The organism is Lachnospira sp. CLA-JM-H23, from assembly GCF_040096425.1.
Lineage (GTDB): Bacteria > Bacillota > Clostridia > Lachnospirales > Lachnospiraceae > Lachnospira > Lachnospira rogosae.
This window is the reverse complement of sequence record NZ_JBBMET010000002.1, coordinates 23524-47628: the sequence shown is the minus strand read 5'-3', so window position 1 is coordinate 47628 and position 24105 is coordinate 23524. Positions and strand designations below refer to the sequence as shown.

General features: G+C 36.8%; 21 protein-coding genes and 3 pseudogenes. 8 read left to right on the top strand and 16 right to left on the bottom strand.

Annotated features, from left to right (window positions below):
• Positions 1 to 215 precede the first annotated feature (215 nt).
• Positions 216 to 395 carry a hypothetical protein gene (locus tag WMO42_RS02415; RefSeq protein WP_349191450.1) on the bottom strand — a complete coding sequence of 60 codons (180 nt, stop codon included), beginning with the start codon at positions 393 to 395 and terminating at the stop codon, positions 216 to 218.
• Positions 396 to 573: 178 nt separating this feature from the next.
• Between WMO42_RS02415 and WMO42_RS02410 the strand changes: the two genes are divergently transcribed.
• The 4 genes from WMO42_RS02410 to WMO42_RS02395 all read left to right on the top strand — a co-directional run bounded on the left by WMO42_RS02410 (position 574) and on the right by WMO42_RS02395 (position 4585).
• Positions 574 to 915: a helix-turn-helix transcriptional regulator gene (locus tag WMO42_RS02410; protein ID WP_349191449.1), complete on the top strand. Its 342-nt coding sequence runs from the start codon at positions 574 to 576 to the stop codon at positions 913 to 915.
• A gap of 29 nt (positions 916 to 944) precedes the next feature.
• Positions 945 to 2273, top strand: a complete 1329-nt coding sequence (locus WMO42_RS02405; protein ID WP_349191448.1) for an ISL3 family transposase — start codon at positions 945 to 947, stop codon at positions 2271 to 2273.
• An 82-nt stretch (positions 2274 to 2355) separates the two neighbouring features.
• Entirely contained in the window at positions 2356 to 2826 is a 471-nt protein-coding gene (locus WMO42_RS02400) for a helix-turn-helix transcriptional regulator (RefSeq protein WP_349191447.1), read from the top strand.
• A gap of 388 nt (positions 2827 to 3214) precedes the next feature.
• Positions 3215 to 4585, top strand: a complete 1371-nt coding sequence (locus tag WMO42_RS02395; protein ID WP_349191446.1) for a recombinase family protein — start codon at positions 3215 to 3217, stop codon at positions 4583 to 4585.
• A gap of 14 nt (positions 4586 to 4599) precedes the next feature.
• Here WMO42_RS02395 and WMO42_RS02390 read toward each other — a convergent pair.
• From WMO42_RS02390 to WMO42_RS02350, 9 genes and pseudogenes are all read right to left on the bottom strand, one after another.
• Positions 4600 to 5079: pseudogene (locus tag WMO42_RS02390) on the bottom strand (ABC transporter ATP-binding protein); the annotation flags it as partial.
• 9 nt (positions 5080 to 5088) lie between these two features.
• Positions 5089 to 6366, bottom strand: a complete 1278-nt coding sequence (locus WMO42_RS02385; RefSeq protein WP_349191445.1) for an ABC transporter permease — start codon at positions 6364 to 6366, stop codon at positions 5089 to 5091.
• A 329-nt stretch (positions 6367 to 6695) separates the two neighbouring features.
• Complete coding sequence (locus WMO42_RS02380; protein WP_349191444.1) at positions 6696 to 7214, bottom strand: ClbS/DfsB family four-helix bundle protein; 519 nt, start codon at positions 7212 to 7214, stop codon at positions 6696 to 6698.
• Between the two features lie 40 nt (positions 7215 to 7254).
• Positions 7255 to 7536: pseudogene (locus tag WMO42_RS02375) on the bottom strand (CD1845 family protein).
• 18 nt (positions 7537 to 7554) lie between these two features.
• A complete protein-coding gene (locus WMO42_RS02370) occupies positions 7555 to 7785 on the bottom strand; it encodes a trmA family RNA methyltransferase (RefSeq protein WP_021388686.1) in 231 nt (76 codons plus the stop codon).
• A 181-nt stretch (positions 7786 to 7966) separates the two neighbouring features.
• Positions 7967 to 9598 carry a hypothetical protein gene (locus WMO42_RS02365; RefSeq protein ID WP_349191443.1) on the bottom strand — a complete coding sequence of 544 codons (1632 nt, stop codon included), beginning with the start codon at positions 9596 to 9598 and terminating at the stop codon, positions 7967 to 7969.
• 96 nt (positions 9599 to 9694) lie between these two features.
• On the bottom strand, positions 9695 to 11998 hold the full coding sequence (locus tag WMO42_RS02360) for a S8 family peptidase (protein ID WP_349191442.1): 2304 nt from the start codon (positions 11996 to 11998) through the stop codon (positions 9695 to 9697).
• 4 nt (positions 11999 to 12002) lie between these two features.
• The gene (locus tag WMO42_RS02355; RefSeq protein WP_349191441.1) at positions 12003 to 13097 is read right to left on the bottom strand and encodes an AAA family ATPase; all 1095 of its coding nucleotides are present in this window, start codon (positions 13095 to 13097) and stop codon (positions 12003 to 12005) included.
• 176 nt (positions 13098 to 13273) lie between these two features.
• On the bottom strand, positions 13274 to 13606 hold the full coding sequence (locus WMO42_RS02350) for a hypothetical protein (RefSeq protein WP_349191646.1): 333 nt from the start codon (positions 13604 to 13606) through the stop codon (positions 13274 to 13276).
• On the opposite strand from WMO42_RS02350, the pseudogene WMO42_RS02345 reads away from it, so the two are divergent.
• The 4 genes and pseudogenes from WMO42_RS02345 to WMO42_RS02330 all read left to right on the top strand — a co-directional run.
• Positions 13595 to 13853: pseudogene (locus WMO42_RS02345) on the top strand (ISNCY family transposase); the annotation flags it as partial. The gene WMO42_RS02350 and the pseudogene WMO42_RS02345 overlap by 12 nt on opposite strands.
• Before the next feature lie 120 nt (positions 13854 to 13973).
• Positions 13974 to 14318 (top strand): helix-turn-helix transcriptional regulator, encoded by a 345-nt coding sequence (locus WMO42_RS02340; protein ID WP_349191641.1) that lies wholly within the window; start codon positions 13974 to 13976, stop codon positions 14316 to 14318.
• A gap of 191 nt (positions 14319 to 14509) precedes the next feature.
• Positions 14510 to 14896, top strand: coding sequence for a BlaI/MecI/CopY family transcriptional regulator (locus tag WMO42_RS02335; protein ID WP_349191440.1), 387 nt, complete (start codon positions 14510 to 14512; stop codon positions 14894 to 14896).
• Position 14897: 1 nt separating this feature from the next.
• Positions 14898 to 16703 carry a BlaR1 family beta-lactam sensor/signal transducer gene (locus WMO42_RS02330; protein ID WP_349191439.1) on the top strand — a complete coding sequence of 602 codons (1806 nt, stop codon included), beginning with the start codon at positions 14898 to 14900 and terminating at the stop codon, positions 16701 to 16703.
• An 85-nt stretch (positions 16704 to 16788) separates the two neighbouring features.
• Here the strand turns inward: WMO42_RS02330 and WMO42_RS02325 are convergent, their stop codons facing one another.
• The 6 genes from WMO42_RS02325 to WMO42_RS02300 all read right to left on the bottom strand — a co-directional run bounded on the left by WMO42_RS02325 (position 16789) and on the right by WMO42_RS02300 (position 23837).
• Entirely contained in the window at positions 16789 to 17337 is a 549-nt protein-coding gene (locus WMO42_RS02325) for a hypothetical protein (RefSeq protein ID WP_117482133.1), read from the bottom strand.
• A gap of 122 nt (positions 17338 to 17459) precedes the next feature.
• Complete coding sequence (locus WMO42_RS02320; RefSeq protein WP_118371773.1) at positions 17460 to 17900, bottom strand: hypothetical protein; 441 nt, start codon at positions 17898 to 17900, stop codon at positions 17460 to 17462.
• Positions 17901 to 17959: 59 nt separating this feature from the next.
• Complete coding sequence (locus WMO42_RS02315) at positions 17960 to 19225, bottom strand: DUF6070 family protein (RefSeq protein ID WP_186837449.1); 1266 nt, start codon at positions 19223 to 19225, stop codon at positions 17960 to 17962.
• 22 nt (positions 19226 to 19247) lie between these two features.
• Positions 19248 to 20525, bottom strand: coding sequence for a DUF6070 family protein (locus tag WMO42_RS02310; RefSeq protein WP_349191640.1), 1278 nt, complete (start codon positions 20523 to 20525; stop codon positions 19248 to 19250).
• Positions 20525 to 21766 carry a DUF6070 family protein gene (locus WMO42_RS02305; RefSeq protein WP_349191438.1) on the bottom strand — a complete coding sequence of 414 codons (1242 nt, stop codon included), beginning with the start codon at positions 21764 to 21766 and terminating at the stop codon, positions 20525 to 20527. Before WMO42_RS02305 ends, WMO42_RS02310 begins: the two co-directional genes overlap by 1 nt.
• On the bottom strand, positions 21714 to 23837 hold the full coding sequence (locus WMO42_RS02300) for a penicillin-binding transpeptidase domain-containing protein (protein WP_349191437.1): 2124 nt from the start codon (positions 23835 to 23837) through the stop codon (positions 21714 to 21716). Before WMO42_RS02300 ends, WMO42_RS02305 begins: the two co-directional genes overlap by 53 nt.
• Positions 23838 to 24105: the final 268 nt, after the last annotated feature.

Genomic DNA, 24105 nt, shown 5'->3' with positions numbered 1-24105 from the left:
TTGTTTCACCAACTCATTTTTTGTTTCTATATTGGTTGATAGGCTTATAATAGCATTGTTTTGTTGGTCTGTCAACACACTTTTCTATATTTATTCTTATTTTTTGGTTGACTAACACACTTTCTTGTTGTATAGTGAACACATAAAATGGGTATTGAAACTTTGTGGTGGATGGACGTTTTTTTGAGTGAATATTTCCATCCACCAAACCATCATTATGCTGTTTCTTTCTTACCATATTCCCCTGCCTCTACATCTGCTGCACGCCCTCTTTCAACAACCTTTCTTGTAAATGCCATAGCTTTAATGACATCTAAAATATGTTCCTGGCACTCAATTGGAATGGTGCTGGCAGTTTCTACGATTTCACTTACAAGTTTGGGATTACCCATCATAAACAGCCCTCCTCTCGTTTTACTAATACGCCGTCTTTGAATGTTTTGTATTGTGAATACACTATAACACGCTTTTTAAGTATTGTCAATACATTTATTTTGTATTATCAAGACGCTTCTGTATTGACAAGACGTTTTCCTTATGATACACTTCAAGCATGAAGGAGGTGTAAACATATTGAGTATTGGACAACGTCTTAAAGAGGCAAGAAAGGCTCGAAGCATGTCTCAGGATATGTTGGCAGATAAAATAGGGGCTTCAAGAGGTGTCATCACGAATATCGAACATGATAAAGTGAGCGAACCTCAACCTATGGTAATTAACGCTATCTGCAGCGTATTAAATATTAACAAGGAATGGCTAACAGACGGCATAGGTTCTATGGATATAAGCAAAGAAGCAACTCGCAGCGCTAAAGTTCTTTCTGAAATCTACGCATGTGCGCAAGACCTATCAGAGGAAGAACAGCTTTTTATTCTTGATATGATTAAAACTTATACCAAGCATTTAAAGGACTAACCGTTCCATAGTTCAAAAGGAGACACGACATGGGAGATATGTTAGTTGATAAGTTACTTAAATTACCAGAATTTGAAGTCACCGACATACATCAAAATGATTATGACATGGGCATTTATGTAGAGACCAAGGACCGTCCTAATTACTGCCCTGTATGTGGTTCTTTGCACCCAGATCTGGTAATTTATAAATCCAGACAACAGATTATCAGAGATTTGAACATTCACAATCAGCGAGTAAGTCTTTTTGTAAAAAAGCGCTACTATCGTTGCAAAGAATGTTCTGGCTGCTTTGCAGAGCCTCTGTATTGTGTTGATGGCAAGAATAGGATGACTGTACGTCTGCGCAATCATATTGCAGAGAAGGCTAAAATCACTCCTTTTTCAACGCTTGAAAACGATTTGAAGATTTCTCATACAACCATCCGAAAAATATTCTTGGAAGAAGTTGAAAGTCTTCCAAGTCTCGGCGAGTTAGAGACGCCGCGAATTCTTGGTATTGATGAAATATGCTTAATGGCGAATAATGACTATAAGCGAAAGCAGCCTTGGGCGGTAATTGCAAATGGCGAAGAACGAACCGTTATGGATATGCTAAAGGATCGAAGTAAGCCATCAATTATTAGAGCTCTACAATCCCTTCAGAAACCTAATAACGTCGAGGTTGTTACTATGGATATGTGGTCTGGATATCGTAACGCTGTTTATGAAACACTACCAAATGCCATTGTGGTAATCGACAAATTCCATATCGTTAAAATGCTTACAGAGCAGCTCGATAACATGCGTCGAAGATACAGTCGTCTCGGTCCTGCAGAACTCAAACGTAATCGTGCTATCTTCCTAATGCGAGAAGATAAGCTTACACCATATGCGCGAGATCTGAGGCAACAATGGTTTAATGAATATCCCAAGCTCGAAACAGCTTGCCGCTTAACAGAAAACTTTTACAAGATATACGATTCCCCAAACAGGCAGGAGGCGGAAGAACGTTACCTTGACTGGAAAAAGAGCATTCCGTACAATGATTCTGAATTTAACGGTTATTCCATGATTACTAGCACTATTCGTCGTTGTGAAAAAGAAGTTTTTAACTACTTTGATGCACCGGAAACCAACGCATTTGTTGAAGGTCTGAACAGTGTTATCCGCGGAATTGCTACACAGGGGCGAGGCTATGACTTCGATGTTCTTCGAGGTAAAGTTTTATTCACAGCAGGAAGAAGATGTGAAATGCCACCGGTAGATTATCATTGGACATCTATGATGTATAAAATCGAACTACCAAAAATCACTGATTACGGTATTCCATTTGAAAGCATTTTGGATGCCATTCAGAGTGGATGCTACAAGATATAAAAATGTGGCATCCACCACAAAGTTGCGAGAGCCCATAAAATAAAAGAAAGGGGGTATCTACTCAATGGAAGTTTACGAACGAGTGCGATTATTAAGAAAAGATACTTTGAAAATGAGTATGGAAGCATTTGGAAAACGTCTGGGTGTCAGCCGTGATGTTATTAACAATATTGAACATAACCGACTTGCAAAGCCAGACCAGAAATTGTCATTGTACAAATTGATATGCAGTGAATTTGGTATCAACGAAAACTGGTTGCTGAATGGCACTGGTGATATGTACGCTGACGACAAGACGGAATATGATACATTGATTGACCGTGTAATGACCGGGCAGAATGAATTTGCAAAGAACATTTTCAAGACGTTTGCGCTTTTTGATGAAGCAGACTGGGAAGCGCTGCGGCGTATGATTGAAAAATACATAGACGTTGCAGACGCAGAAGACGTGCCGGAAGAAAAGCCGTTGTATGACGGCGTACCGGACACACCGGAAGAATTAGAAAAGCAATTCCCGCCAGTTGACAACGGCGGCAATAGTGACGTTGGGTAGCCCCCTTTAGGGGACGCCCAGCGGTCCCGCTTTATTTTTTAATGATTAGTTGTGTCGTTCCTGTGAAGTTAATATTGATATACATTGTGTTGTTGCTGCTGTAATAAATAGCAAATATATTATGGTTGCTATGATATATGTATTTCTTTTTCATTATCTCCCACGACCTTTCTTTTATCGGAAAAGCTGGGCGCTTTTCAATTATAAAGGTCTGGCAGGTTCGCAACTACTGTTAAAAATTGGCAAATAAAAACACCCGCAGTGCTGGGAACACTCCGGGTGCGGTGCAAAGATATATCATACCAGATACAACATACCGTCTGCACTTATTATATTATCACGGCATGACGGGAAATTAAAGGAAATTGACAAGAATTGTGGTGATATTATGAGAAACAAGGAAATTGCCCCGGCGCTTGTCCGGGTTGCTCTATATATAAGGGTTTCCGGTGAAGAGCAAAAGATAAAAGGCTTGTCGCTGGAAGCCCAGCAAGAACGGCTGGAAGCATACGCAAGGGAACGTGGCTGGGTCATTGTTGGAATTTATATTGACGCCGCAAAGACCGCCAGAAAAAACATTCACAAAAGAACTGAATTTCAACGCATGATGGACAGTGTGAAGCGTGATGAAGTAGACATTTTGCTTTTCGCCCGCCTTGACCGCTGGTTTCGTTCCGTTGCTGATTATTACAAAGTTATGGAAATATTGCAGGCGCACAACTGCGACTGGAAGACCACTGATGAAGAATACGACACAACAACCGCAAACGGGCGTCTGTATATCAATGTGAAGCTGTCCATTGCGCAGAATGAAGCTGACATAGACGGTGAAAGAATAGACGTTGTATTTGACAGCAAGATTGCACATGGCACCGTTGTTTCCGGTTCTGCTCCGTTCGGCTTCCGTGTGAATGAAGAAAAGCGGCTGGAAGTCGTACCGGAAGACGCAGCCATTGTGCAAGACGCTTTTAATTATTTTGAAAACACAGTTTCCCAGCGGGCTACTGTTCGTTATATCCGGGAAACATACGGCGTGAACTGGTGTGACGCCACATTTCGGCGTATGCTGAAAGAAAAGCTGTACACTGGCGTGTATGACCGGGGCGGCAGATATAATGACCAATTCTGCCCGGCAATCATAAACAGACAGCAGTTTGACCGTGTGCAAGCGCTTCTGACACGCAATGTGCGTTCCGCTCCATCTGGCAAGGTTTATATTTTCACTTCCATTCTGACTTGTGCTGAATGTGGGCACAAACTTGTTGGCTACAAATCCAGTGATTATTTTTATTACCGCTGCAACCAGCATTTCCAGCGTGGGCGCTGCTCTCATAATCATTCAGCCCGTGAAGACATTGTGGAAGCATGGTTGTTTGACCATCTGGGGGAAGAACTGGAACGCTGCCAGCTTGAATGGGACGTGGAAGCAGCCAAAAAGAAATCGTCCGTTGCCCGGACTGACAAAGCCGCACTGAAACGGAAGTTGACCAAATTAAAAGAACTGTATGTGAATGACCTTATCGACATTGAAGACTATAAAAAGGACTATCAAATATATGTTTCTGCACTAAACCAGATACCGGAACCAGCGCAGGAAGCACCGCCAGACTTTGCAGCTGTGCGCAGGCTTCTTGATAATAGCTTTAGAACCATTTATGATACTTTGACCCGTGAAGAAAAACGCACGCTTTGGCGTTCGGTCATTAAAGAAATAAGGATTGACAATGACCAGAATATCACGGGTGTTGTTTTTGGGTAGTGTTGTACTAATTGAACACTACCCGTAGGCTCATCAGCTAGTATTATTGGAGCATCTGATACCAATGCTCTGGCAATAGCTACTCTTTGCTGCTGTCCACCAGATAATTTCATAACATTTCTTTTTATTTGTTTTTTATCTAAGCCCAGTTCAAACAAGATACCTTCATCTGCTGATTTATTCACCAATCTAATATTTTCAATCGGCGATAAATAATCTATTAAATTATAGTTTTGAAACACTAAAGATATATTATTTTTTCTATGATTACTATATCCTTTCTTTTGTATATCTTCATTCTTAAACAATATTTGTCCTGTTTGAGGTTTATCAAGTCCAGCAAGTAAGGAAAGAAGTGTAGATTTTCCTGCTCCTGACTTTCCTACTATCGCATAAAACTTCCCAAGTTCAAATTTTTGATTTACTCCTGACAAAACTTTTTCTTTAGAATTGGCATAACTATATGATACATTCTTTATTTCTAATATTTCCATAATTTTCTCCTAACTTATTTTTGATAATATTTCTTTAGGCTTCTTGATTAATATTAATGAAGAAGCAAATACAACTGATAAAACAATAATACTTATTAATATTAAATAACTTTGTCCAAGTGTTGTAATATTTAACACAAAACTACTATCATTTATTAAATTTCCACCAGAAATCATTGAGTTCTCTGAGTTAATTAATCCACCTGCAATTACTTTTATCAATACATTTCCTAAAAATAAGGAAGATATTATACTTGGTATCGATATGAATAATAACTCGAATATAAATTGCATTATAATTTGTATCTTAGATGTTCCAATAGATAAAAATATACCTATTTCATAAATTCTTTCTCTTAACCATAGAATCAAAATCAATGAAAGAACAATAATCCCGCCTAACATAATAGAATAAGTCATTATTTTTATCATATGTTTTATTCCACTCACTGACTCTAAAGACTCTTCAAATGCATTAGAATCTTTTTGAACAAAATACTTTGACTCATCAATCTTAAGCTCTTTCAATTTGTTTAAGGCTAAGTCTGTAGATTCTGCGCTACTAGAATACATTAAAATTTTATTTGCAATTTTGTTATTTTCTGATTTATTTAATATCTCTTGGCTTGTTGAATAATCTACAAACACCATATTTTCACTAAAATCAGAAGATAATCCTGTATATGTTTCTTGTTTTTTACCAGAAAAGATTCCTATAATTTTAAATTTATGACTTTTTATTTTTTCACTTTCTTCAATGTCAAGTAATTCAAGATTAACTTCATCACCTAATTTTAGATTATTTTGTTTAGCAAATTCTTCATGAACAATAATTGAATTCTTATCATTTTCTTCTATATTTTTTCCTTCTTTAATTGTAAACACTCTACTGCTAAACAAAATATTTCTTTTAGTATTATTTGTAGCTTCGAATGAAACAACATTCTTAAATTCGTCAGATAAATCTTCTCTATTTATTCTTTGTTCTCCGCTAACTACTTTAGCATCTTTTAGTTTTGCTAATCCATCATATTGAATTATTATTTTTTCAACTTCTTTTATTTTTTCAATATCTTTAAATTGATTAACGTTAAAATATTTACCATCTTTTTTTGTTATTGAAATTGAAGAATTAGAACTTTCATATAAAGTCTTTTCTATTTCATTGCTTGATTTCATTATTGTTAAACAAGAATACAAACAAGATAGAACTATAGTCAATATGATAAAAATTATTAAAGTTCGATTTCTCTTTCTTGTAATATATGCTATAGCATTTTTTATCACTTTACTAACTACTCCTTTCTATTTTTTAGTATTTCATAACTGCTTTCAATAACATTCTACATAGCTTTTATGAAACGTTTATGAAATATAATTTTTTATTTTTCCAAACTATGGTATAATAATATAAGCATTATGCTTAAAATTGTTCTTACACGATTAGTATATGATCTATTAGTATATGAGTAAGCACAGTAAGTGTACGGACACTTACGAAAAAATTGATGAAGCAGCCCTCTGGGATATGCTTCTTTTTTCAAATAAAAAGACGATAGTTTTTCTATCGCCTTTGATAACCTATTTATGAAATTTTTAACTTTACTGTCTGTAATTTATAATACTATTTTCTTCCATTTTCTAATTTTGTTCCTGAAAGTTTTAAAAGGAGCTACAGTATTCACATGAATAAACTTATAAACTTCCCACACTGCTGTTTTAGTCGCATCATCAGCCCATTTTCTCATATGTGGTTTAAATAATTCTTCATCACTTAATGAATCAATCATTACATATATAGAATTAATATTTTCATTTAATTTAAATTTTAACTCTTGCAATGATAAATAAGCGTAGGTATCTGTGAACCATTGATATAATTCACCAAGTTGATTCCATTTGAATTCATCCGATGGTGTCTTTACTTGAAGCCCATTTCTTTCATCTTCTTCCCATTTAAGAACTAAAGTTGTCCATCCCACCTGATAGGCAAGATTTTCTGCCGGCGTTCTGTCAACTTCATCAATTCTTTTATCTTTTAAGCTTTCTGGAATATTATCAAATTCTGCAATATACTTCTCAAATGTTTTATTTATTTCAGTTTTGAGTTCTTCTTTATTTTCGTATACTCGCATAAAATTACCTCCACAACTTCTGATTTATCAATTCCCTGATTTAAACTGACATTATTTTCTCGTTTATACCTTGCAATAATGCTATAATTGACGCTCCAACCATCGGTATCCCATAAGGACTAAGTAAAAATCCTATAATTTAGGCTTCTATACCTATGGTAACCTCTTTTTGTAAAAAAGAGGCTATTGCTCCAAATATACAAAACATCATCAGCAAGTACAGTATTACTGTTCCTATGCCAAGTAAAAATGAAAGAACTGCGGTGAGGATACTTAACAACAAGCTAATTGGAAATAAGATAATTTTTAATATCCATCTCATAAATACCCTCCATTTCTACTAAATCATTTTAAAATGTCTTAAAGCATCCATGATAGCTTCTTCTTTTTCAGGCGTACACTGTGGGATAGCCTGATTATCTTTTTTAGATTTATTATAATGTTCTCTCATTTCAATCCCACATTTCTTTTTAATTTGTGCAATATAAAGTGTAGAAACTTTTAGTCCAAATTTTTCTAATACATACTCCTTGATTTGAGCGTATGTTGCTTTACTCTCTGCACTTGTCAAATCAAGCTAATCCAGCTTAATTTCAACATCTATATGCTTATCGACATCAAGTTTGGACAATAACACTACCGTCTCTACATGCGGTGAAAGTTTCTTCTTATACTAAATAGCGAAACTGAAACCTTTTGCAAAAAAGTATATACTCCACTTAGGGGGGATAGCCTTTACCCCACATGATAATCTATCTGTTTTCTAAAATGTCAGCAGCATCTGCATCCCAGTCTTCCTCCGCCCGTCTTTCTTCGCTATATCCCATTGTTTCGCAATCATCCATTATCCTTAGCACAAACTCATTAACAGCCTCTTTGACAGCTTCCTTATTGCCATCATCTAATGAATCTTTTACTACTGGCATATAACCGGTCTGCTCCAAGTTGTATTCCGCTTCGCCATTAACGTATTCAATACTTTCAGTAGCAACATCTTCATCATTTCCTCCAACTACACTTATTTTCAGTACACTTGTTGCTCCCTCAGAATCATCAATATCTACCAGTCCATATACATTTAAAAGTTCCTGCCGTCCATTAAATATTGTAAACAAAAGCTGTTCATCCATTTCATCTTTTAGAGAGTTTATTTCGTTAACATCCAACACTTCATTAAAGTATAGAATTTCATGTATATCTCTATAAATATCCCTTATCACTTTTCTAAATAAAGCCAATATCTTTTTTCTATCCCTTATTGATATTCCTGCTTCAGACTGTACTATTTCTAAATGTGCTTCTCGTTCATATTCTTTTTGATCCTCTATAGCTTGCAAAGTCTCTTCTACTTCTTCAGAACGATTTTCACTATCGAATTTTCTAACAGCTTCCTTTATATAACCTCTAAACGCATGAGTGTCATATAACATTTTCTCTTTTGCGGAATAATCCAACAATTTATTGTGTGCAACATGATTCCTATTCGCTATAAAACTTGTTAATGAGGTTTGGAATTCCTCCGGCTTATCAATAAAAGGAATAAAAAACTTGTCCCAAATATTGTATTTTTTAGTGTATTGATTTCTCAGAAAATCCAATGCAGATTTCATTTTATCCAATTTGGTTGTTGAAAAAATTTTACTTTTAATTCTCTTTTGAACTTCTGAATCAGATGACATGGCGTCAGTATATATATCTGACTGTACAGTATCCATCAGCCCTTCTAAAGTGACCGTATACAAATTCACATCAATATTGGCAAAATTAGGAACATTTCTTTTCACATTATCTGCATTTAATTCAATACTGGCACTTAACTTGGAAAACTCTGGTCTATCATGCCACTCAGCCCCAAAATTATCAATCATCACTTTACTTACAAATGCTCGAAGTTCATTTTCTGCCATATAGATTTCTGAATAAACTTCTCTTGATAACCATAAAGATTGGCTATCACTAATCCACACACATTTATACCAATCTCGTACCATGCTATTTTTAATAGCAAGTTTCAATTTTTCCAAAAAAGCATCATAACTTTGTTCGCTTTTATGACATGAATTCTTATATCCTATTTCTACCGTTAATTGCACATTCCATTCATATGTATCTTGTTGGAATATTACTATATACTTATTTACTGGTCCTGATACTTCAAACTCATGATGACCTATTCTTTCTGTACATCCAATATAACGCCACTCACATTCTATAGCTATTCTCGTCATTGCTCTCTGCATTATAGTTTTGCAATATTCATCTGTAATATCATGTCTACATACAACTTTAACATCATCTCCAAAGGGGCCTTCTGTTTCTTCGACACATTGAATTTTATTTATATCTTTTATATCAATTAATTTAAACTCTATTTCATATCCCATACTAGCACCTCTCATGGATAATAATACAAAAACTGTTCATGACATAATTATACATAAAAAAATCAATCGGAAAACACTCCAATTGATTTTTTTCATTTATTCAACAGGAACCATAACTTTGTTCACATTATGGATTTCTATCGGCAACAAGTTAGAGTATGTCTGTAGTATATTATCATACAAATTCCCTTTATACCCTTTGGCTTCAATAGTAAATGCTACAAAATACTTAATATTTTCATGCTCATACCCATTTCTTCCAATCGCATGCAATGTTAAAAATGGGTTTAACAATGATGTTGCTCTCATAGATTTGGTTTTCTTTATAACAGTATCCCATTTTAAATCTTTATTTCTAAGTGCATTCTCACTTTTATCTTTTTTTGCAGCACCACTTACAGGTAATTCCGACATTTTATATCCTTGCTCCAATAATTTTTCCATCTGCTGTGCATCTTCTGTTTTTGTAAGATTTAGCTTTATTGTCTTTTTCCCTTTTTTCGAAAAGTTAAACACCGCACTGTTAGGATAAAATGTATCTTCTATACAGTTATTGGTATATGCATCCGTATCTGTTATATCCGGATTAACAATAGTTGTTATCGTCCATATAACACTCACATTTCCTGTTGATTGATTAACTCCAGGTGAAAAAATAGGTAATTTAACCGTACTCGCAGCAGGCAAATCTCCCGAATATAGTATTGTCACTTTATTTCCAATACATTTTAAAATATCATCAACATCCTCTTTACCAAATCCATATCCACATTCATTATCCCGCACCCCAGACATAGAGGTCGCATTATGAATCAATAATGTTCGTCCCAAATGTGGAGTAATTGATGGTGAATGTGCCATCATCTGACCAATTTTTCCCGTTGCCACAGGAGTTGCCAAACTTGTCCCTGCACTAATACCAACCTTATCATTACCTCTTCCAACAACAATGAACGGCCGTTCCTGACTGCCACCAAACTCTAACAAATCAGGTTTTGTTTTCGCTCCTTCTCTTCCAGGACCTACACTGCTATAATCTGCTCTGATTTTTTCACCAAACAAATTATATGTATATGCTCCCACCGCAAGTCCATTTACCATATCAGACGGGGTTTGAATACGGTTCAAATACTCCCCTCTATTACCATCATTACCGACAGCAGTACAAAAAAGCGGGTTAATTTCTCCTTCCTCTACATTATATGTCAGACGATCCAATGCATATGTAAATCGACTTATATTATCATCCAAAATCGGTTCTTTAGGACCAAATGATAAGTTATATAATTTTATATCTTTACGTTCAGCTACAACAGCTTCAATTTGATCAATAGTTTCGTACATTCCATGTACCGATTCAGCATCTCGTGTACTCGTTATCTGTGTTTCAGCTGGCAACACTCTAAATGACTCCACGAATACAGAGGGATTTTTCAATTCATCTGATGGGGTTTTTCCACCTAAGTGACCATGCAATATAGCTCCACACACTGAATTCCCATGTTGTAACGAATTTGATGTGGCCGTTGTATTTACTACATCATTTTCCTTTGCATAACCTTTTAACAAGACATGATCTTCAATTATACCACCATCAAACATTCCTACTGTTATATTAGAACGCATTTTCTTTTTTGCCGGCCTAGGGCCTTCCACTTCCTGCACCATTCGCATTGGTTCAAGATCAATATCTCCCATAGGGTGCAAAGACCTCAATGGATTAAACTTTTCAATAGCTGCTATTATTTCCCGATCGCAAACTGCACTGATAAAAGTTAAACCTTTTTCATAGCTTTTTATCTTTATTTCATTTGAAGATAAACCTGAAATTTCCATAAATGCATCTATCATTTTCTGGACACTATTTTCCAAAGGATGAAGAACAATTTCTATTGTTCCTTTCGTCCAATCCTCTGTCAATCCCTGAACCTTCTCCTCGCTACTTAGCAGGTCTATATTCTTTATAGACTGTATCTGTCTTCTCCATTTTTCTACAGTATCCTTACTTCCATTTCTCAGTGTTTTTTCTAATTTATCTATTCCTGCATTTTTTGCCTTGACAAAATACAATTTTGCATCTTTTTTTTCGCCATTTTCATCTACAAAGGCATATTTTCTTCCACCTATAATCTGCATGTCTTCCGATATCATCAAAGAATCTGGAACATATGATTTTGCTTCCAATTTAGGCTCCAATCGAATACACAGAACTTTTTCATCCAAAAATATTTCTTCTTTATCTTCGATCTTCTTTTTGATATTATTCAAATCATTGCAAATATTTATTTTTGCGTCGTTATAATCATGCGGCCATTCTTTAGGTGGAAAATTAATTTTTTTACTAATCGGCTCTACATATAATTCTCCATTTGCAATAATGGGATATTTTCCTTTTTCCATATCATCACTCCTTTATATATCTTCCAACTGATGCCGATGAAATCATAGTAATATTTGAAATATCTCTCAACGATAATTCTGGAAATTCATTCTTTATCCGCTTACATAATTGAACTTTTTCATTTCGATCTTTTAATTCAATTATGCGGCAGCACTCTCTCAAAGCAAGTATATCTGGCTTGTCATCGCGATTCATCACCATCTGACGCTTTATATGTTCACATAGTTTACAAATTTCAGAAGCAGAAACAGTTTCTGTATTTCCAACAATGAACTTTATTGTATCACTTTTCATCTCACCGAACTTATTACCCAATGTTCTCTCAACAAGTTTCCTGCGTTCTTCCTTTCCAGGCATAGGGATTTCTATATTCCTGTCGAATCGCCTCCATATTGCTTTATCCAATATCTCTGGGTGATTAGTAGCACCTACAATCACACAAGTAACCGGACACTCTTCCAATTCTTTTAGAAGGACATTTACCAACCGTTTAAGTTCTCCTAAATCTCCCATATCATCTCTTCTTTTTGCAATAGCATCTAACTCATCCAAAAACAAAATAACATTTTGGGATTTAGCATAGTCAAATATACTTTTTATATTTTGTCCACTTCTACCCAAGTAACTTGATATCGATGTTGCCAAATCAACCGTCACTATTGGTAAATTAAGTTTATAAGAAAGCCATTTTGTTATATACGTTTTACCTACCCCTGGTTTTCCGCTCAATAATATACTATTAGGTGGAACAATATCCTCTTCCAAAAATCTTTCCAACAATTCGCGTTCTAGCAAAAAATCCTTTAGTTGATGCCAAACCTCTGGCGATAATATCGGTTCTTCTACCATTATCGGTTCTTCTACCTTCACCAATTGGCTTCGAGTTTCTCTATCAACTGGAGCGGGAGTCAAATCCAATGTTCTCAATGTGTCAGCCCCCACACTGCTATTGGCGGTTATTTGCATAATTTCCGATGCTATTTGAGGATACTCTTTTTTTATTTTTCTCCCTATCATGAGAGAAATCGATTCTACAGCCTTCTTATCATTATTTAATGCTGCTCTTATTAATTTAGGAATCAATTCATATACTACCATTTATATCATTTTCCTCTTTTTTATTTTTTGATACATTAAAATTATACTGTTTTATCAACATTTTGTCAATCTTATTGTATCAATTTTATTTTAATTTATTTTTGATACACTTTTAAAGCCAATCAGGAATCGCAACTCCCAATCGGCATCTTTTCTTACTCCTCTTCATTTTTACATCAAATCTCCGTTCCATCCAGGAACACTACCAACAATGTTCCATCCCCAAAAGCCTTGATGTGGTCCAGTGTTTTCAGCATGAAGTCCGTGTCCATCTCCGTCAAAGGCTCTGCCTCATCAGTATATTCTATGAACTTCTCTGCCCGATAACCTTCCAAGAGGTTCTCGCTCTGCAGCTGTTCCGTCCACTGCCCCATGAAATCCTCTCGATTCTCCACCAACGCATTCCACGCCATCAGATATGCCTTTATCAGCGTTTCTTCCTCCACGTGGCGGTTGGCACATCCCATGACTTCTTTTACCTTGTATCGTTCACTGCACGCGTTTGTCATTGCGATAATCCCTGCACAACCTCTTCCTGTGGCAGAATGATTTATGTTTATCCCGAAAAAACCTTAGAGCATACCCCCGGTTTGGAGCGTGGCTCACAAGAATGGGATGGCACTTACAAAATCCGGGTAAATGTTGAAAAATCAATCAACCACTTTAAAGACAGTTTTTGTGTCGCTAATCGAAAAACAACGAACGAAAAAACACTTCATGCAGATTTACTTCTTGCTGGTATATCACAGTTATTAACTGTAGTTGTTGCCGACAAAATCCATCAACGACAATACATCAGAAGTCTAAAGTCTTTCATAGCCTAGGACTTACCAACTTCATAAAACCAGAGGCTTATTAAAGTGCGCCTAAAATGTTCTGTTATCCACTTTTCATTCCAGGATTCGTGCAAGGCACGAATCCTTCCCTGTCCATCTATCTCAAGCAGCATTAGCTGAACAAATAGGTTGTGATGAACGTACAATACTGAATATTGAAAACGACCGTGGGAATCCCAAGTTCGAAGTATTGTGCCAGATCATCGCTTATTTACACATTCCTGCAGACCAGATTTTCCACACTGCCACTGCCACGGACGGGTTGAAAAAACAAAAACTGTTATTGATGCTACAGGAATGTAATGAGCAAGAGGTAGCCGAGATTCTTCCAGCAATTGAATACCTCTTAGCACTCATACATAAAAGAGGTAATTCAAACGAGTAAAGGAACCAGCTAATCCATTGTGATTCTGGTTCTTTTCTTTTTGTTGCCTTTTCCAAATCTTACCCTTGTAATATTTCAATTATTACATAGGTAAGATTTCAAGCCAATATCTTTTTTCTGAAATTGACAACCACATAAATAACGTCTATAATATATTTATTACACCCGTAAGATTTAAGGAGGGATTTGAAATGAGTGATTTACCACAGATTTCTGAAGCTGAATTTGAAGTTATGAAAATCGTATGGAAACATGCGCCGATCAGTACAAATGAAATAACAGATAAATTATTACAGACCACAAGCTGGAGTCCGAAAACGATACAGACTTTAATCAAACGCCTTGTGACCAAAGGTGCTCTGACTTATGAAAAACAGAGCCGAGTGTTTGTTTACACCCCAGTCGTGAAGGAAAGCGAATACATCGGCCAGGAAAGCAATTCTTTTCTGGAACGATACTATGACGGGGATATCACTGCCATGCTGTCTGCATATATAGAAAATGACAGACTATCTGAAACAGAAATAGACACTCTCCGCTTCCTTCTTTCAAAGAGGTCAAAAAAAGGAGGCAATTAACGTGGCTGATTTTATGATACGCTTTTTAATATGCAATGTATTTATCAGCGGTATCATCGGAATTCTTTTGATAGCCAAGCGTATATTCAAAAACATCCTTTCCAGCCGGATGCAGTATAATCTGTGGTTCCTGCTGCTTGGGTTGTTGGTAGTTCCCTTTATACCGTTCCGTTTAATCGGATTTCCTCAAATCTTCTCGTGGCTCGGCAGCCTGAGAAGCTCTCCATCTTCCAATACTGGAACTGCTATGGGAGAAACCATTGGGGCCAATCCAACCGGAAATATAAATTGGATGAATGACTTTACCCTTTCTGTAAATAACGAAGCTCCATCCATTGCCGGATACATATTATTAGGGATATGGATTGTAGGTATTCTTGCAATGATTATTTTGGTAATCAAATCCTCTCTCCGTTTACACAACTTGGAGAAATCTGCCCTTCCCCTTCAGAACAAGGAAGTCCGCAAACTGTATCATCACTGCTTAGAAGAGATGGGGATTTACCGAGATATTCCTGTCTACAGTACCGCATTTTTGAAATCCCCGATTATTGTTGGACTTTTGAAACCTTGTATTTATCTTCCGATTCATCTGATCTCTGATTATAACGAATCCGATATGCGGTATATGCTGTTACATGAACTGCAGCATTACAAGCACCATGATGCTATTGGAAGTTTCTTGATGAACCTTGCCGGAGTGGTATATTGGTTCAATCCTCTTGTTTGGTACGCTCTGAAAGAAATGCGTAATGACAGAGAGGTTGCCTGTGACACCTCTGTTTTAAAGATGCTTGAAGAGGATGCTTACGAGGATTATGGCAATACACTGATTAACTTTGCTGAAAAGGTTTCTCTTACTCCTTTTCCGTTTGCTGCCGGTCTTGGTGGAAACATGAAACAGATGAAGCGGAGAATTATCAATATCGCATCTTATGAGAAGCCAACATTTACAAAAAGGCTAAAAGGTATGACGGCATTTGTACTGACTGCTGTCCTCCTGTTAGGTTTTGCTCCTTTTATTTCTACATACGCAGCAGACGAAAACTACTACCAATGGGACTCCTCTTCTGAGAATGTTTCCTATGTAGACCTCTCCACATACTTCGGAGAATACGAAGGCAGCTTTGTTTTATACGATTTGGAAAACGATGCATGGAGTATACATGACATGGAGCATGCCACCTTACGGGTTGCTCCAAACTCCACCTACAAGATATACGATGCTTTGTTCGGATTGGAAGAAGGCGTCATTACACCGGAAAATTCGTTCATTGCATGGAATGGAGAAACCTATCCATTTGAAGCATGGAACGCAGATCAGACCTTACAGTCTGCAATGAACTCCTCTGTGAATTGGTATTTTCAAACAGTAGATGAACAGCTTGGAGCCTCTGACGTTTACAGCTATGTTCAAGAAATCGGATATGGTAACGAAAACATGAGTGGCGATTTCTCCTCTTATTGGATGGAATCCTCCTTGGAAATATCTCCAATAGAACAGGTCGAACTTTTAACCAAGCTACAGAATAACAGTTTCGGCTTCGCCCCTGAAAATATCAATGCAGTAAAAGATGCCATCTGCCTTTCAGCTTCCGATGCCGGAACATTCTACGGAAAGACCGGAACTGGCCGTGTAAATGGTCAGGATATTAATGGATGGTTTGTTGGCTTTGTCGAAACGGAAGATAATACATACTTTTTTGCCACAAATATTGGAGCCGATAGAGATGCTACCGGAGGCAACGCAACTGAAATAACCATGTCTATCTTGTCAGACATGAATATCTGGGTATCACAGAAATAACAAAAACGAGTAAAGGTTAACTGTAGAATTAACTTTTACTCGTTTTTTTCCATTATCTTATTAATTGTTTTTTCTTTTTTAACTACTACTTTTTGCAATATTCATAAATATTAAATGGTTCTTCTCTTTTTTCAAATAAGATATCAGCTTCTTTAATAATCTTAATAAGTTCTTCTGTCTCTACACCTACTGTTTTTAGTACAAGTAACTTTTTTTCATTCGTTATGAGAAAGAAAAAACCTTTGTACAAAAAGACTCTATCTATTTCTTTAAGTTCACAGATCTTTTTATCTTCTAATTTTATTCCCTGAACATCAATTTCCACTTTGTTATATCTTGATTTATTCCATACAAATTCATGGACATTATTTTCAAATTTTTTTCCCTTAGATTGAAACCAAATAATCCAAATCAATGCAATAATAGAAATCCCCATTTCCACATAAAACATCGGATAACTCTTTACAAAATAGCAGCCGATTGATAACAAAAATAATACTGGTGTCATTATATAAATAATTTTCCTTCTATTATTTTTTGTCTTAAGTAATTGATATGGCATAGCATATTCTAACGAAAGCATATACTCTAATGCTTTTCTATCTTCATCGGTCATAATAGACTTTATAATCATTTTTACACCATCCTTCCATATTGGCATAAATGCCATAATTGGCACAATAGAAATATGTAAAATATGAAGCTACTGATTTTACTGATTTTGGAAATATATTTCATAATTCATCTTGCTCCTTTTTAGTGTCCACGAATATCTATCTCTTTCAGCAAAGAATTCCCATCTCCCCACGAATACACAATGTAATATCCTTTACTCTCTATCTGCTCCGCAAATTGCAATGTACTATGATCGACCACTTCAATCTCTTGTCCTTCTTGGATATCTACAAGATATTCCCACTCATTACTTCTGTACCCTGAATAGTAAGCATCCAATTCTTCCAAAGACAAATCACTTCGAATTAAAATTGCTCCGAAATACTGCATTCCATTTCCGTTACCTGTCAGCTTCCCTGCCCGTGATATTGACTCTATCAATTCCGTTTTCTCTGGCAGTGGTGTTTCACATAATTTCTTTTCCACTTTATAAGCAGTGTGGTTATTTATAAGCGGAATTGAAATCACACCGCCTATTAATACAACTGCTGCCAATATTCCAACTAGTTTTAATTTCTTCATGTGTCCTCCTTCCTTTTCTTACATCTGTAAGATTACCACAAAACACAACTATTATCAAATCATTCTTTAATTCGGTATTGGTAGTCTGGTATGTGCATAATTCCGTCATTCAGAATTTCATTCCCTAAATACTGAAAACTGCCATCCTCTGCAAACCTTATCGTAAGTTCATGAGTTATAACTGCATCATCACATATAACCATATCACAAACTGCATCAACGGTTAGTGTAATTGTTCCATCTCCATTTTCTCTTATATCAATTACTTCTGGCAAAGAAGTACCAAAGAACGTTGGTGCATAATTAAGGCAACCAAGACGCACCCAAGCGTAAGTCTGGTTTTCCTCATCAAATACTGCATATTCCCGTATCTGCTCTGCCGTCACCGGAAGATACTCCATAATTAAATTTTCAAATTCCTCTTTTGGTATTCCATTTGGGTAATTCTCAGAATTAAACTTTTCCTGGTATTTCATTGCATACAGATATTCATATATCCCATTATAATCCAGTTCTTCCATATGCTCTGTATCCCAATTGGAACATAAGAGGTTATTTCCCTGATATCCCAGACCACGCACGCATTTTTCAGACATTTCACGCTGTTCCTCTGTCATTGGCTTTACTCTGATCAGACAGCTCCCATCCACCATCTCAGTTACTTCCGGATACTCTGGTACACATAGTTCATAACAAAACCACCCTTTACCCGTATATTTCCACTCTTTGATTCTGGTGTAAGAAATGTATGATGTTCCTGGTGTATTATTATCATTCCAAACGCCTCTTGTACTTACGATGTACATATCTGTTCCATCGAAAATAAATTTCATTCTTCCTACGCCACCATCATCATATATCTCATAAATTACTACAGCGCCGCTTTTCCCATCCATGCATTCATTGAGAAATTTATCTACATTTTCATAATTTCCCATATTAGAATACAAAACCAATGTAGCAACCGGACATCCTGTTTCCATTATTTTCTTCTGCATTTTAAAAATTGTTTCATCTTCCAAAACAACATTAGAAGCTGCTCCTTTATCTGCATCTCCATAAATGTCAGAAATACGTTCCATCATTTCTATACAGTCATTTTCAGCTTCCACCGCTTCCTGTTCGTCCACGGGAAGATTGTAGCCCTTTTCCCACTGTTCTGTAGCCTCTTCCTCTGCACTTTTTGTTTCCTCTGTGGAAGATACCTCTTCTGTATCTTTCTCAAGAGTTTCGCTTGTAATACTATCTTCCTTCCCACAGGCACACACACAACACCCAATCAGAAATGCCGTAATCAGTAAAATATTCATTTTCTTTAATACCATAAAATTATCCTTTCCTTCGAAATCACCTTTGCTGTGATTTTGCTATTGGCGGCAATTCCAATTCTATTTGCTCTATAGAATTAGAAAGATACCTAAAAGTTCCGTCTTCAAACGGCTGAACTACAACCGTATTTCTAAAAGCGAGGTCAGAATTATAATCCGGCCATACACCATCTACGATAAGTGTGAGCGTTCCATCCGCATTTTCCGTATAATCTACTACTTCTCCAAAAGGTGGATACAGGCTGGCATAAATCATCTCATATTCATAGCTGTTGCTGTCTTTATCATATCCACAATGTTCTCGCAACTGTTCTACAGATACCGGAAAATAGGTAGTCATTATCCTCTCATATTCTTCTGCTGGAATTTTCCAATTTTCTGTTTTCAAATTTTCTCCAGTATAAATCCGATAGATATCTTCATACATACAAGGCATAAGAATATCCTCTACATTACTTCTGTCCCAGTTTGTGACAAGCACATTATAATTCACATAGCTTAGTCCTGATATGTATTCTTGCGTCAATTTCCGGCAGTCTTCCGGAAGCGGCTCTATTCTCCAATACTGTCTCAAACTTGCATGTGCAATCACATATTCAAATGCGTAGATAAAATACCCTTTTTCTGTAAGTTTAATTTCTGTCACATTACTTACCGAAGTTCCCTGTATCTCCGGTATACCGCCTTCTTTCCACCGGATTCCTATGTAATAGGTCTGTAACTCACCTTTCCGATAGATAAAAGTAAATGCTCCAATCAGTCCATCCCGCTGCACTTCGAATATGGTAACCATTGAATCCTTCCCATTCAGATAATCTGAGTAAAACATTTCTATCTTTTCAGGGTTCTGCATATTAGTATCTTCTTCAACACTTACCAAACCGGCCGCTCCTAACTGCTCCACAACCGTTTTCCGTTGTTCGCTTGTAAATTCACTAACACCGGAGGAATAATTCGCAGCATCTTTAATTATCACATTTTTATAGATTTCTTTAACCGATTCTGCTGCCGACAAAACTGTACTTTGTAGATGCTGCTTTTCCTCATCAGAAATAAGACAATCACTGGCTTGCGGAATAAGCCAATATGCTGAATCTATAGAAGTTTCCGTATCACTTTCTTCTTCCGTTATCGTTTCACTGTCTTTGATTTCCACCGGAGGCTCCCACACTTCTTCTGCCGCCTTCTGTTCTTCCGTGTGCTGCTTTCCACAACAAAGCACTCCTGCTATTACCGCAATAAGCAACATCAAAATCGGAAATCCCCATTTCTTCAACAGCCAATTTACATCTTCCATCATTCGCCTCCATACAGTTCTTCCCATTCCTCTGCTGTCAAACGGGGTGTGTGCCATGTTTCCTCACTATTATCCTCGGAAGGTATGATCCGATTGGATACATATTGTACTCTGCCATCCTCCAAAGGACGAATCACAACCTCGTGAGCATATACTTTGGAATTTCCCGAATATGGAAATACCACATTAGCAGTAAGTGTAATTGTTCCATCACTGTTCTCCGTATACCCGATTACTTCTGAATATGGGTATTCCGGGTACTCTACTTCTTCAAAACCCCTCGGCTTGTATTCATATGTGGAATCCTCCGAATCATAGACTGTTTTGGATTGCAGTGTTTCACTATCAATATTGAAATATTTCATAATAACACTTTCAAATTCCTCTTTGGGAATCCGATAAACTGCACCGACTGACAAATTGCCATCCGCGACATAAGGAAAATACTGACCATTCACTTTTGGATAAAGAATGTCATACATATCATAGAAATTCAAATCACCAAAATCTTCTTCACTCCAATCCACAATGAACATATTATTCCGTTCAAAGCTGATAAAGTTGAGATATTTCCGGCTCAGTTCCCTATATGTTTCATCCAATGGCTGTACTCGTAATGCGGTATGCTCTTCTACTCCACTCAATGTAAGAATGTACAATTCTTCTGAAAACCAGACACCGGAAAACATCAGGTAACCCTCTTCTGTATAATTCCAATACTCCGCCTGATAGCTTCCAGTAACTTCTCTTTGCAATCCCCCGTCTTCATACTTGTAATAGCTTCTGACCACATCTACATTTCCGTCTTTTGTATGCAAATCATATTTTACAAATCCGCCCAAATAACTGATTTCAAGAATTGTTAATTCTGCTTCTTCCTGTGCATCCACTTTTTTGCAAAATTCCAATACCTGCTCCGCTTCCGTCATATTCACTTGATTTCTGTTGTCAACAGCCGGATATCCATTTTCTCCAAGACGATTTACAATACCTCGAATTGCTTCCAAATCAGCCATCTTATTATCCTTTGCTGCCTTTTCATAAAGATCTATGCAGATGTTTATAATTTCTTTTTCATTCTCCTGTTCTTCTTCTGAAACGTCCTGAACATCAACTACTGTTTCCGAAACTGTATCTTCTTCCGGGGGTGTATCGCTACACCCCGAAATACTAAATATCAGTACAAAACTAATGACTGCTAAACCACTCTTCCAGAACCAGGCTGTCTTTCTTAACAACATATCCGCTTCCTCCTCTTCCTTTCACATCTTGTACCATGCTGATAATCAATATAGGACATTCTATATCTTTCTCTGCTGTGTAAATAGCAAACCATCCTAATTCCGTACCGGACGTATCCTCTTTTGATGCCTTGATTTCTGCTGTTCCTGTCTTTCCTGCCAATACAATGTCATCTCGATGGGCTGCATATCCGGTTCCAGTAGAATCATTCACAACTTTCTTTGTTCCTTCTAACACCCGGCTTGCTGTCTCATTAGAAAAGGCTCCTGGAATCCAATACTCAGCTGCCTCTTCATTCTGATATACCAAATAAGGCTTTATAATATTTCCCTCATTACAGAAAGCAGAATAGATACATGCCATGTGTAATGGATTCACCAAAATCTGCCCTTGACCGTAACCACTGTCAGCTAACTGTATTTCCGTTTCAATTCCATCTGTATTGGAATATTGCGACTCTGCCATCTTAATCTCAAATGGCAGTTCCTCATTAAAACCAAGTCCAGTCAAAGAACTCTCCATCTCTTCTGTACCAATCTTTAATGCCGCCTTTGCGAAATAAATATTATCGGAATATATCAGGGCATTCTCTAAAATGACTGGTTCATATGCATGGAGTGTTGTTACATGATATGAACCCCACGATGCATCTTTTTGCCAGCTTAAGCCTACGTTCCCGTAATCTTCCATTGGATCGATTGCTCCTGATTCCAAGCCGACCGCAGCAGTAATTGGCTTAAATGTAGACCCCGGACACCACACTTGCCGGAATCGATTATACATTGGCTTATTCTCATCCTCGTTAAGTGCAGTCCACTGCTCACTCGACAATCCCATAATAAAATCATTATTGTCATAGGAAGGTGTACTGACCAAAGCCAATACCTCTCCCGTATAAGGATTCATAGCTACCGAGCAGCTTTTATCTTCATTAAACTGCTCATATAAAGAACTCTGCAAATTAGCATCTATCGTCAGCTTAATATCATGACCATCCTGTACTAAAATATAAGCAAGTTCTTCTTTCTCTTTACCTTCCGAATTTACAATGTAAACTCGGCAACCGTTTTTCCCTTTCAGTTCTTTCTCAAACAGACCTTCCATTCCACTTTTGCCAATTACACTATTGGCTGTATATCCTTCTCCTGCATGTTCCTCTAAATCTTCTGCTGTAACGCTTTGAACATATCCCACCAAATGTGCAGCCTTTTCCCCTAATGGATATTCACGCACTTCAACATCAGATATCATCACTCCGGGAATCTCCAGCAATGTTTCATGTCTTTCATTTTCTTTTAGTACCTTTTGGTCCGGTTTATACTTCATTAATTCGATTTTTTCAACCTTCGGTATTGTTTTAATTGGTACAAAAGAATCATCCTTTACCCACTTCGCGGACAGTTTCTTTTCTATCACTTCTGGTGCAATTTCCAATAGTTCTGCAATCTTTGCAATAGCTTCCTCTTTGTTTTCCAACTTTCCCGGAACGATTCCAACAGAAGATGCTGTACCTTTTCCTGCAAGGACACGTCCGTTCCTATCCAGAATTTCTCCTCGTTCTGCCTGTGTAGTGGAAACTCTTACTTTATCTGCAGAAGTCAGATTAGGAAAAATCATGGAATCATCCCAAACCAACTTGTATCCGTCTTCGCCCTTTAGGAAAAGTGCTTCATTCTCGAAGCTGATAGTTCCTGCAACTGTATCGAAAGCAGTCTGGTAGGTTACCGACATTTGCTCCTCATCATATGCAATAATCTGGACAGCCATATTCCGGGCTTCTATACCTTCATAAATAGCTGAATTTCGAGTTACAAAATTCTCCTGACTGACATTTCCCGATGCCTCAATATGTAGCATCGCATACATTTCTTCATACTCCTGTTTTGGAATATGATCCATGTACTCCACCAAAAGTTCTTCCGGTGTCCTCCACGCATTTTTCTTTGTTGCTATCATTCCTACCACACATACTGCAGAAATTACCGCAGCTATTCCTATAGCAGCACTCGCAATCCATAGGAGCCTGCTTCTTGTTTTCTTTCGCTTGTTTCTGCTTTTTCTTTTCTTCATATTAACCTCCATTCATTTTGCTTTGCTGATATGGTCATATTCTATTTTTAATGTACACTATATCTTCAAAATATTACATTTGTAAGATTTTGAAGCAAAAAAATTTCACTTTGCTTGGTATATCGTACTATGCATTCCTCCTTCCTTTTTATTACATGCGTAAGATTTCGTGGTAAAAAATTTTCGTCCGCAATCCTGCTGCACTTGTATAAATATTACATCAGTAAGATTTGGAAGTCAAGTTATCTTTATATAAAAAGGCTCCTGC